This is a genomic window from Zobellia barbeyronii, from assembly GCF_018603515.1.
GTDB classification, from domain to species: Bacteria; Bacteroidota; Bacteroidia; order Flavobacteriales; family Flavobacteriaceae; genus Zobellia; species Zobellia barbeyronii.
Genome location: NZ_JACATN010000004.1, coordinates 378152 through 390674 on the forward strand (window position 1 = coordinate 378152; position 12523 = coordinate 390674).

Genomic DNA, 12523 nt, shown 5'->3' on the forward strand with positions numbered 1-12523 from the left:
GTTGTTCGTTAATTGGCACTACAATATCATTTCTTGCCCCAAGATATGATATTTAATCCTAACTGAAAAGAAGCATAATTACTATCTGCTAAATTGCCGTACGATAGTAAATTATCGGCCATAGCATAAATATTTACAGGTCCTGCTTGTAGAGAAAGCCCTAAGCCTACATTAGAATAGGAGAACTTGTCTATAGTGTAAGTAGTTTTAATACTCATAAAGTTACCAAAGCGTCTTTGATAAAAACCGGTTAAAGCCACTTGTGGTCCTCTTGGTCTATTAATAACATACAACTGTCCACCAACACTATTCACATATTTGGCTCGCGCTCGGTTGCTTGAAGCATTTACACCACAAGCACAATTTGCTCTGTTATCTACATGCTCTCCAAAATTATAACGCAAAGAGCTATATAATTTTGTGGGCCTAAAAGCTATATAACTATCGGCATTGTCCTCAAATGGCACAAAACCTTCAACATCATCAACAAGATCCTGCCAAAAATCTGCATTGGGATCCGCTGCGGCATCTGGCAAAATAATTTCTATTCCCTCTATTGTAGCCTTTCCGTTTAAAGTGTAGTTTTTTATATCCTTTGAATGATAAATAAAGCCTAAGTCTAAAAGACTACCTGTAAAGACAAGCTGATCACTTAGTTGATATGTAAACCCTAAATCAACCCCTACACCTAGGTTTCCTCCAAAAAATGCTCTTTTTGTAATCGTGCTTCCAAGCGTTCCATCATCTGAAGCATCTTTTAATCCGTTAAGTCCTGAAGTACGTAATTGCATGTCCGCTTCAATAGTACTGGAGTAGATATTGTTTACGCCTTCTTTAGTAATAAAAGTACCTTGGTTCTTTGTTGAGTTGAAATCAAAAATGCTAGAGTAGATTTTACCTCTTACTCCTATAGTGAGTTCATTATCTATTTTTTTATTTAGACCAATATGAAATACATTCATCATCTCGCCTCTTGTTTTAAGGTGACCTAAATCAAAAGGTTGATTAAGCTTATCCGCATTACCATCAAAAGCCAAAATGGCATAATCTTGAAACCAATAACCAATGGCATCGCCTTCAATATACATTCCTCCAGTATAGAAGTTATCAGGATTTTTACCTCGAAAGCCAAAATTCAGAAGTTCAATTTGAAATGTACCACTTAGTTCATCGCGCGCATTCATACCATAAATAGCGCGATCTCTTATTTTATCGTTAATATCCAGGCCATCATTGGCAAAAATATCATTAACAGAAAGTCCACTTGAACCCGCTTGAAGTGACATCCCTGATAATAATGGAACTCCGGCATACCACTGAAAATCTGTATCAACACCCGGATTAATCATTGCCGATTGAGGAATCTCAACAAAATCATACAGCAACTGCTTGTTCTGTCCGAACATAGCAAAGCATGTCCAGAAAAGGACTATAGAAAGTATTTTAGAGGCTCTCATTGAATAATTTCCAATCTAAATTTTCCGCTGGACTTTAAGATAACCTTAGGTTCGGCCAAAGTTGAAGTACTTTGAGTCCCACTTACGTTAGTAGCCTCTACGCGTATACTTGAAGTATTTTTAATAATGTCTATACTACGGCCTGAATTACCGTAAGCAATATCTATTTGCTGCATTTCCATTGGAGCAGGCGCTACAGGAATGATTACTGTATCAAGAACATTGCCGTCTAAATCCAATAATTCTATGGAAACACTTAATTCTGATTCGGTAGTATTCTCTACTATATAGGTGATTGTTCCATCAAGAACACGTTTTGAGAAAACATCTGAACTAAAAGCATCAAAATTAAACTCCTGGTTAATTACATTAGTTTGTGTTGAAGCGTTTACCAAAGATTCCGGGGCTTCTACATAAAGAATGCTCGCTTCAATTGTTGGTGTTACTCCTATCTCATCAAATTGATTAAAATCCTGATCCTCAATACACGAAAAAAGTGTGAGGCAGGATAACATGCAAAGCAAAATGGATTTTATAAATCTTATCATGGCAAAACCATACACTGGCCTTAGTTGGCGCAAATGTGGTGTTACTTATAATAACTCTATAAAAACGATTTTATTTCGTCTAAATCATCAATGATTTGACAAAAATCGTGTTTTGGGCCCTGATGTGCATTAAAGTGCAGGGCGTGGTAACCTGCGGCTTGTGCTCCTAAAATATCGGCCTCAAGATTATCACCTATCATTAGAGATGTTTCCGGCCTTGCATTTGCCCTATTCAGAGCCAAATTAAAAATAATAGGATCAGGTTTTTTAACACCTGCCATTTCGGAATCTATGACCTGGTCAAAATAGCCATGAATATTAGAATTTTTCAGCTTTTTCCCTTGAACTTCTTGAAATCCGTTGGTAATAATATGAAGTTTATAGTTTGGTTTTAAGTAGTCTAAAATAGAAATAGCATTTGGAAACAAATGATTGAAAGAGGACAAATGGGTAATATAATCTTCCGATAAAGTATGAATAGTTTCATCGGAAACCTGATATTTTAAGTCATCAAAAACCGACTTCAAACGCTCATACCTTAGTGCTTCCTTGGTTATCTTTCCCTCCCTAAACAGCTTCCAAAAGGCAAAATTTGCAGGAATATAAACTTCTAGAAAATCCGGAAGAGCGATCCCTATATTATTATCCTGAAAAATTTTATCAAAAGTAAGGGCAGAGTTCTTTTCAAAATCCCAAAGGGTGTGGTCCAAATCAAAAAAAACATCGGTAATTATATCCCTAAACATGGCATTGCTTTAAAACGGTTTCGTAAAACTTCTTCCAATCTATCTTTTCTTCCCCACCCAAAAGTTCATTAGAAAAAACTGATACGAACTCTCCATTTACAGCTTTTACTTCATCACAAATATTACGAACCTGACTCATTATGGCCACATCGTTTTCGCTATTTAAAAAACCATAATCATGAAAGGCAAACGAATGGATTCTAATGGGTTGTTGTACTTCTAAATTAATGTCATAAAAATAAAAGGGAGTACAAGTACTGGCCCTAAAACCAATTTCATGGGTGTAGCCCATAGTATAGTCATCTGCAAATTCCGCTTCTACTAGATTCCTATAAGTGTGTGGTAAATCTACCCTGTTGTACCGTAAACGAGAACAATTTATGGGCTTATTGATAACACCTGTCAACTTTTTCTTTTCTTTCTTTAACAGGTCAATATCATTAAAAGAACTATAAGATGCCGCTAGAGCCACCTTACCATAATCCGCTATGGATTTTATAAGAAAGCGGAATTTATTATTATCCGGCGAAACATTCTTATCAAAAGTAGAATAGTCTGCAAACTGAAAAAAGAATATGCCTTTTACCCCATATTTTTTATGCAAATCAACCAACATTGTAAAGTTGTCGTAAGGATCTTCTTGTGAGTTGAACCACACTTTAGAGCGCTGCGCAACCCTTTTGAATTTTAATGAACCTAAGTCATAAAAGAAACCAGCAACGCTCCTAATAATTCCCCTATGTGCAAAGCAATGAGACGTAGTAACATCTATAGCAGAAACATAACGGTATTTCTTTGGCTTATACTCCAGTTCTGGAAACTTAAGCTTTAGTTCTTCTAAAAGTCTGTATGCCCATATATCTACTACTGGAGACCTTAAGAACTTATTTTTATAGGCTATACTGTCCTTAACAGGAAACCTTTCATGAATATCTTTTACATGGGGCAAGTATTCTTCATATCGACTCAACAAATAAAAACTTGCCGAAAATATATCAAAAGGGAGGTTACTGCGTTCGCCAGCACTAAAAAAGCACGGAACGCCTTCCCAATCGCGAACGGTTATCTGCAAGTCGTTTATACCTTGTTCAAAAAGAAGATCATTGCTGCGAATAAAAAATTCGTTCTGCAAAGGTTGTTTGGTATAGGTAATCTTTGCACCTGAATGTTTTATAAAATCCTCAACCTTAGTAGTAAACGAAATTTCAATACCCAATATACGCGTAAAGACTTGCTTCATGGTATACCTGAAACGCGGTGTAATCTTATGGGTATAAATGAGTAACATAGTCTGCTAAAAATTCAAGTTTCAACTAGTAATTGGTAACCTACCTTTCGTGAGGTCCGGAATACTCCAGACAACAAAGTTAAAGAATACCTTCATCAGCAAAACTATAATAATCATTTTGGGTAATTATCAAATGATCCAAAACTTTTATATCAAGTGCCGCAGCGGCCCTTTTTAATTTTTGTGTCACCTTGCGATCTTCCTCACTAGGCCTTAGTGTTCCAGATGGGTGATTATGCGATAAGATTAGGCCGACAGCCCCTTGTTCCAGGGCTTGGCGCATAACAATCCGGACATCTACCAAAGTACCGGTAAGGCCGCCTTTACTTAACTGTGCACTGTACAGAACTTTATTTGCATTACTGAGATACAAAATCCAGAATTCTTCATGTTGCAACTCTCCAATACGAGGTTGCAATAAATCAAAAGCATCTTTACTACTACTGATTTTACTTATTTTCTGAGCTTCCTCTCCTCTCCTTCTTCTGCCCATTTCCAAAGCAGCAGCAATGGTTACTGCTTTTGCCTCTCCAATACCTTTGAATGTCATGAGCTGTTTAATGGAAAGTTTACCCAATTCATTAAGGTTGTTATTGGCCGAAGCTAAAATACGCTTGCCCAGTTCAACAGCGCTTTCATCTCTGCTACCTGATCCAATTAGAATTGCAATCAATTCGGCATCCGATAAAACAGACCGTCCTTTATGGACTAATTTTTCTCTGGGCTTATCATCATCCGACCAATTTTTAATTGAGAATGAATTTGATTTTTCATGCATGTTTTAAATATAATAAACTCTAATTCCTTGTGAGCCCTACCACCGATGAAATGGACAAACCACTCGCCAAGAGCCATTTATCTAAAACCTAACCTCAGCCAAATATTATATTATTTAGAAAACTTCTCTTTCAGTTTAACTAAATCCAAACCGCCATAATTACCGGAACTCATTAAAAGCAACACGGAGTTGTCATAATTTTGACTAAAGACAAAATCTTTAAAACTCTGCGCATTAGTGTAAATATTAAGGTCCTTACGTTCAAAAGCTTCCGAAATTTGTTCGGGTGTAACTTCCTTTAATTTTTTAATGGCAACAGACTCTGGCAAATAGAAAATTACCGCTTCGTCCGCAGCATCCAATGCTCCTTTATATTCCTTTAAAAATTCAGGATTAAAACTACTGTACGTATGCAATTCCAAACAGGCAATTAGTTTCCTGTTCACATATTGTTCCTTCACTGCTTTTGTAGTTGCAGCTACTTTACTTGGTGAGTGTGCAAAATCTTTATACGCTACGGAAGTTTTTCCTTCTGCAATTTTCTCTAGGCGCTTTGAGGCTCCTGAAAATGTGGCGATAGCCTCGTAGAAATCGTCTTCATCTACACCCATGTTCTGGCATATCCATTTAGCACCTGCCAAATTGCTCAAATTATGTTTTCCAAAAACTTCAATAGGCATAGGACCTTCTGGAGTTTCTAAAAGTGTCGTACCGTCTTCAATTGTATATTCTGGCGTTGTATAAGGAAGTTTACGAATGGCATTTTCCGAAGCTTCAACCACTTTTTTGACTTCCGGATCTTCTTCGTTATAAGTTATGCTTCCGCCTTTAACAATGCTATCCACAAAGATCTGGAACTGCTCAACATAAAACTCAAATGTTGGAAATACATTAATATGATCCCAAGCTATTCCGCTTAAAAGAGCAATATTAGGCTTATACAGGTGGAATTTTGGTCTTCGGTCTATTGGAGACGAGAGGTACTCATCTCCTTCTAAAATCATAAAATCATTATCCTCGGTAAGATGCACCATGCGCTCAAAACCTTCTAACTGGGCACCCACCATAAAATCTACTTCCTTTTCATGATAGTTCAACACATGAAGAATCATAGAGGTAATCGTAGTTTTTCCATGACTACCACCTATAACCACACGGGTCTTATCTTTTGCGTGCTCATATAGAAACTCTGGGTAGGAATATATTTTTATACCTAGCTCTTGGGCCTTTAGCAATTCAGGATTATCCGCCTTTGCGTGCATACCAAGAATTACAGCATCTAAACTTTCATTTATCTTTTCTGGATACCAGCCAAAACTTTCTGGTAGAAGTCCTTTTTTCTCTAACCTAGATTTAGAAGGCTCAAAAATAACATCGTCACTTCCTGTTACGACATCACCTTTATGTGCTAAGGCTAAAGCTAAGTTGTGCATGGCACTACCACCAATTGCAATAAAATGAATCTGCATAAACGCTTTATTTATGGCAAATATAGGCATTGATTTCACGAAAAAAAATATCAAAACAGCTTCCGACCAACTACACAAATTGCCGTCAAAAGTTTAAAAACATCGACAAAATGCACTATTTCTATCCACTCATGCTACGTTTTTAATAGGATTCACCCTTCAAACCCTCACTTTGACAACATTTATTCACTCACACCTAATACCCAAGTTACATTTGCTTTGGGACAAGATGCATCCTGTCTCCTAACATTACAAAATGACCAACCAAAATTACATGAGAACCATTCTTAAATGGGCTCTACCTTTTTGCTTGCTTCTCTTTTCCGCAAATGCAGTGGCGCAATGTGCAGGTACAGATAATACGGTAACCATATGTACTAAAGATGCCGATGAGGCCAATAAGACTTTTGACCTTTTTACGCAATTGGGTGATAATCCTACTCTTGGTGGTTCTTGGTCTACCAACGACCCCGCAAATTTTTACGCACTTGATCGTGATACGGGTATCGTTAACCTTTGGGACGTAAAAAATTCAGGATTTCATGAATTTACCTATACCAATGACTGTGGCGCCTCTACCGAAACCGCAACAATAACCATAATCCTAGGCGGATATCCGGGAGAAGATAATATAGACGGTTCTGCAGATGCCTGCGGCGACAACAATAGCGTAAACCTCCATGGTTATATCGGAGACGAAACGGACGGCAAGTTCCAAGATTTTAATGGCGTTTGGGAAGCTATTACCCCAGAGGCAGCACCATTTCTTTTACTAAACTATTTTGATGCCGAATCTGCTGGAACGGGAACGTATGAATTTACACACACAGTACCTGCAGTTGGCTCTTGCCCCAGTAGACTGGTAACATTATTACTGGAAGTCCAAAGACCAGCGAATCCTGGAATAGGCTCTAATTTAACTTTATGCACCACAGATGACCTATCTGGCTATACCAATTACGATTTAAATAGCCTCCTAGAAGACGAAGATATAAATGGCACTTGGTCAGAGGGCCTTGATACTGACCAACTATCTGATCTTACGGACCATCTTATAGATATTGAAGCTATTAGAGACCGTCATACCTATGGCACCTTCTCCTTTACTTATACCGTATACCCATCTCATGCGGTTTGTGACATTAATAGAACAAAAGTAGAAATAACTATTCTTCCCACATTTAGGGGAACAATTACAGCTCCTAACTTTTGTGTAGACCCTGATAAATACTTAGTAGAGATAAGCGATTACGACGATACATTGATCCCGCCCGACACCTATTCCGTAACATACCTATTGACCTCTTCGAACGGGAACTCAGGAGAAACTACCTCACTACTGCTTAATCCAGACCGTACTGGTTCATTTGAAATTGATGCCAATTTGGTTCAAAAGAACGTAACCACAACCTTATCCATAACTTCATTAGGAGACAAAGTTTGTCCCGATATTCAGGTATCTCCAATTCAGTTTATTGCAACAGACCCTATAGCCAAAGTAACGGACACCTGTGAAGGCGAAGAAGTTTCGGTAAGCTTAAGTGATATTTTTGACCCTTCTTTCACCCGTGCAAACGGAATTTATGATGTTAATTATACCATTACCGCTCCAAGTAATACAGAAACAACACACACCGCCAGTGCTATTAATTTTACCGCTGGCAGCGCAACTTTTACCATACCAACCGAGCAAATTACCGAAACAGGTGAATACACCTTTGATTTTGAAGTAGATAATGGATTCCCAATGGAATGCGATATTTCAGATACTGCAATAATCACGGCTATACCGGAAGCTATTCAACTTGACATATCGGTAAACAATTCATGTAACGCTACTGAAATTGATGTAAATGTAAACGCCCCTGCACTATCCGATGGAGAATATATAGTGACTTATGAAGTAGTTTCTCAAGAAACCAATGCCGTATTAATTGATAATACAATTATCTTTATTGGTGGTACGGCAAACTATCAAATTGATGTGGCTACGCTTGAACAGGGTAATTATACGATTACCGTAAAAAGTACGCAGGATGATACTACACCATGCCGACTACTATTCAACTTTGAGGTAAATGAGAACTTTGCCGTTGAAGGGGTTCCCGCTTTACCGGAAGCCGAAGCTGTCCAAACTATTTGCCTTGCCGCTTTTCCCTCATCAGTACCAACCTTGCAAGATATTGAGGTAAGCGCCACTGGCGAGATGATGTTTTATGACACGGCAACAGATATGGACATTCTTCCTATAGACACAGAACTTATTGACGGTGAGGATTATTTTATATCTAACATAGACCCGTTAAACAATTGTGAAGGTTCAGATAGAATTCAGGTTACGGTAATCCTTTCGGATCCGGAAATGCCAATGTTATTCAACGGAAACCCCACATTTTGTGGTTCAGAAGACCCATCCATAAATAACCTAAGTTCTAGTGTAGCAAGTAGCAACACCATTCTTTGGTTTGAAACGGCAACCGGTGGAACTGTACTAGATAATACTACCGCATTAACTAACGGAAAGAGTTATTATGCCGGAACAGAGGTTGATGGAAAATGCCAAAGTTCTCAACGAATTGAAATTATCCCCATAGTATATCAACTTGAGCCAGCTACTTTAGAATTTTCCACACTGGCACTTTGCGGATTGGATAATCCTACGGTACAAAATCTAAGGGATGCAGAAAACAATTCCTCTTACGATGTGCTTTGGTACGACACTCCCGCAAACGGTATTCCTCTAGAAGAAGATGTTTTATTAATTGCCGGGACTACCTACTATGCAGAAAGTTTCAACCCAGATACCGGTTGTATGAATCCTGAACGAATGGCTATCACTATTGATCTTACAAATTGCGAACCAGAAGAATATGGTTTCTTTATTCCTGATGGATTTTCACCTAACGGAGATGGTAAAAATGACACCTTCTTTATACCTAACATAGAAATTATCTTTCCTGAATTTACCTTGGAAATTTTAAATAGATACGGAACAAGCCTATTTAAAGGCGACCAAAATAACCCCGCTTGGAACGGAAATAATGGAAATAGCACTGCCCCCAATGGCGTCTACTTCTACATTATAGAATATAACAAGGAAGGTCACAACCCAGTACAGGGCAGATTGTACCTCAACCGCTAAACCATGAAAGAAATAAAACGATATTTTATTTTTCTGATGTTGGTGTGTGCTGCGGCCCATGGGCAACAAGACCCTCAATACACCCAGTATACGTACAACATGAGCGTTGTAAACCCAGCCTATACTACAAATGAGCTAGGTATGCTCAATTTTGGTGCGCTATATCGCTCTCAATGGAAAAATGCAGTAGGCAGCCCTAAGACACTAACTTTCTTTGCTCATGCTCCCATGAGCGATAAAATTGAAGTGGGGCTTTCTTTCATTACAGATAATATTGGTGATGGCGCGTTAAAAGAAAACAACATCTATGCTGACTTTGCCTATATCCTGAAGTTAGACGATAAGAGCAATCTCTCATTAGGACTTAAAGGTGGCTTCACCACTTTTGAAACCAACTTTAATGGCTTTATGCTTCCTGAATTTCAAGATGACCCTGCTTTTAACGAAAACCTGAACAGTACGTTCCCCAATGTTGGTGTTGGTGCTTTTTATCACCGTCAGAATTTTTATGCAGGAGTTTCTGCCCCGAACCTACTGACAACAAAACATCTTGAAAACAAAGATGGAATTAATAGAGTTGGTTCTGAGAACATACATCTTTTTCTAACCTCAGGATATGTTTATGAACTAAACTCGGACCTAAAACTAAAACCTTCCGTTCTAGCTAAAATGGTGCAAGGTGCTCCTTTTACGATGGATGTATCACTGAACGCTCTTTTTCTAAATAGATTTGAAGGCGGATTGTCCTATCGTTTGGAAGATTCGGTAAGTGCTATGTTTAATATCGCGGCCACACCAGCTTTACGAATAGGCTACGCTTACGATTACACCTTATCAAACCTAAGCACCTACAGTTCTGGTTCCCACGAAATATTTGTTCTTTTTAATCTCGATTTACTGGGCCTCGGCAAAGGGTACGACAAATCACCTAGATTCTACTAAACATGAAAAAATTACTCTTCATATGGTTTATTCTGGGTATTGCGGTATCAACCTTTGCCCAACAAGAACTGAAACGAGCTGATACCTATTTTGAGCGTGCGTATTACAGTGATGCTATTCCGCTGTACGAGCAAATGTTACCACGTAACAAGAGTTCAAAACTTATAAAAAACCTTGCCGATTCTTATTACCACACTTTTGATATGAAGGCAGCCGCACGTTGGTACGGCTATTTGATTTCTAATAATGGCGAAAATACAGATGAAAGCTATTATTTTAAATTAAATCAATCCTTAAAAGCTATTGGTGAATACGAAAAAGCACAAAAAATACTTATTGATTTTTATGTTGAAAAAGACCAGAACGATAAAGTGATTCAGACTGAAAAGGATTTCAAGTATATTAAAAATGTAAGTGCCATTGGTGAACGTTTTAAAATTGAAAACCTGAACATAAATACCACTACGTCCGAATTTGGCGCGGCCAGAATAGACTCTAACCTGGTGTATAGCGCTTCCCGAAAAAAAACCAAAACTTTACCCAAGCTTTATAGATGGAACAATGAGAATTACCTTGACCTATATTCTCACCCTATTGACAAAATAACACAGGGCGATAGCCTTAGCATGCCATTAAGCAGTGCTATTAATTCAAAAATGCACGAGGGTACTTTTACCATTACCAAAGACCGGAAGACAATCTATTTCACGAGAAATAGTAAAAAGAAAACCGAGAAAGATAAAATCAGTAATCTAAAAATCTATCGTGCCGAATATGTAGATGGTGCTTGGAAAAACATAATTCCCCTACCCTTTAACAGTGATGATTTTTCTACGGAACACCCAGCTTTAAGTCCTGACGAAACAAAACTTTATTTTGCATCAGATCGCGAAGGTGGCTTTGGTTCTTTTGACCTCTATGTTGTAAATATTCAAAAAGACGGTTTCTTTGGAAACCCTGTAAACTTAGGAAAGGAAATAAATACGGATAAGAAAGAGCAATTCCCGTTTCTTGACGAAGATGGCAACTTATACTTTGCCTCCAACGGTCACGCTGGTTTTGGGTTATTAGACCTATTTCTTTCAAAAACAGAAAATGGAAAATTTAAATCCCCAGACAACCTTGGGTTACCTGTAAATGGCGGCTATGACGATTTTTCTTTGTCACTAGACTCTAATACCAATTCAGGTTATTTTTCATCAAATCGCCCTGGTGGAAAGGGTAGTGATGACATTTATTCGCTCTTGGAAACCAAACCACTTCTTATTGAAGACTGCAAGCAGTTAATTGCGGGAATTCTAACGGATAAAACTACCAAACTTCCTTTAGCCAATGCTACAATAGAAATTCTGGATGCCAGTGGAAAAATGATTGAAAAAATCACCACTTCTGCCAATGCTTCTTATAAATTTCAAATCGCTTGTTCAAACCAATATAAAATCCAAGCTCACAAAGAAGGTTACGAGGATAATTCAAAAATTATTATTTCAGACACCGAAAGAAATGCGACAATAGACGGTTCCTTAACTCTGTACTCCGCACAAGAAAGAGAAGCTTTAAAAGCCAAAGAAGCTCTAGCTAAGAAAGAAGAGAAAGAAAAATTAGCTCATGCCGAAGCCGAAAAGCGAAAAGAGTTAGAGAAAGCAAACGAAATAGAACGTTTACAAAACGAAAAACAGGTTGCTATAAAGCAAAAAGCCGACCTAGAGAAAAAAGAGCGTGAACATATTGAAAAAATTGAGGAAGTCATTGCCAATGAAGAGGCCATCGTTAAAGAAAACGAACGCATCATTATAAAAACCGAAGAAATACATTTTGATTACAGTCTTTGGTACGTTAGACGTGAAGCTAGAGAACGCTTAGGAAAAGTTGTTGCTATCATGAAGCAGAACCCAGGTATGATTATTGAAATTGGTACGCATACAGATATCCGAGGTAATGAAGAATATAATCGTGACCTCTCTCAAAAACGTGCGAATTCCGCTAAAGAATTCATGGTCAAAAATGGTATTACGGAAGACCGCATTATTGCTAAAGGATACGGAGAATCCCAACCCATAGTAAAATGTGAAACCGAAGAAAGTTGTTCAGAGGAAGACCATGAATGGAATAGAAGATGTGAAATGGTAGTTGTAAAGTGGCAGTAAGTCTTC

Annotated in this window: 9 protein-coding genes; 3 read left to right on the forward strand and 6 right to left on the reverse strand. The window is 38.0% G+C overall.

Annotated elements, in window-relative coordinates; genetic code table 11:
* Positions 1 to 26: 26 nt before the first annotated feature.
* From HW347_RS14170 to HW347_RS14195, 6 genes are all read right to left on the reverse strand, one after another.
* Positions 27 to 1457: a DUF5723 family protein gene (locus HW347_RS14170; protein ID WP_214612441.1), complete on the reverse strand. Its 1431-nt coding sequence runs from the start codon at positions 1455 to 1457 to the stop codon at positions 27 to 29.
* Complete coding sequence (locus HW347_RS14175; RefSeq protein WP_225901936.1) at positions 1454 to 1972, reverse strand: hypothetical protein; 519 nt, start codon at positions 1970 to 1972, stop codon at positions 1454 to 1456. Before HW347_RS14175 ends, HW347_RS14170 begins: the two co-directional genes overlap by 4 nt.
* A gap of 89 nt (positions 1973 to 2061) precedes the next feature.
* Positions 2062 to 2751 carry a YjjG family noncanonical pyrimidine nucleotidase gene (locus tag HW347_RS14180; protein ID WP_214612442.1) on the reverse strand — a complete coding sequence of 230 codons (690 nt, stop codon included), beginning with the start codon at positions 2749 to 2751 and terminating at the stop codon, positions 2062 to 2064.
* Positions 2744 to 4039, reverse strand: a complete 1296-nt coding sequence (locus tag HW347_RS14185; RefSeq protein WP_214612443.1) for a polysaccharide deacetylase family protein — start codon at positions 4037 to 4039, stop codon at positions 2744 to 2746. The genes HW347_RS14180 and HW347_RS14185 overlap by 8 nt, the downstream gene beginning before the upstream one ends.
* Before the next feature lie 79 nt (positions 4040 to 4118).
* The gene (gene radC / locus HW347_RS14190) at positions 4119 to 4817 is read right to left on the reverse strand and encodes a RadC family protein (protein WP_214612444.1); all 699 of its coding nucleotides are present in this window, start codon (positions 4815 to 4817) and stop codon (positions 4119 to 4121) included.
* Between the two features lie 110 nt (positions 4818 to 4927).
* A complete protein-coding gene (locus HW347_RS14195; protein ID WP_214612445.1) occupies positions 4928 to 6286 on the reverse strand; it encodes a UDP-N-acetylmuramate--L-alanine ligase in 1359 nt (452 codons plus the stop codon).
* Between the two features lie 274 nt (positions 6287 to 6560).
* On the opposite strand from HW347_RS14195, the gene HW347_RS14200 reads away from it, so the two are divergent.
* Genes HW347_RS14200 through HW347_RS14210 form a run of 3 tightly spaced genes read left to right on the forward strand, consistent with a single transcriptional unit; the run spans position 6561 to position 12517 of the window.
* On the forward strand, positions 6561 to 9428 hold the full coding sequence (locus tag HW347_RS14200; RefSeq protein ID WP_214612446.1) for a gliding motility-associated C-terminal domain-containing protein: 2868 nt from the start codon (positions 6561 to 6563) through the stop codon (positions 9426 to 9428).
* A 3-nt stretch (positions 9429 to 9431) separates the two neighbouring features.
* On the forward strand, positions 9432 to 10370 hold the full coding sequence (locus HW347_RS14205; RefSeq protein WP_214612447.1) for a PorP/SprF family type IX secretion system membrane protein: 939 nt from the start codon (positions 9432 to 9434) through the stop codon (positions 10368 to 10370).
* Positions 10371 to 10372: 2 nt separating this feature from the next.
* Positions 10373 to 12517, forward strand: coding sequence for an OmpA family protein (locus HW347_RS14210; protein WP_214612448.1), 2145 nt, complete (start codon positions 10373 to 10375; stop codon positions 12515 to 12517).
* The last annotated feature ends 6 nt before the right edge of the window (positions 12518 to 12523 follow it).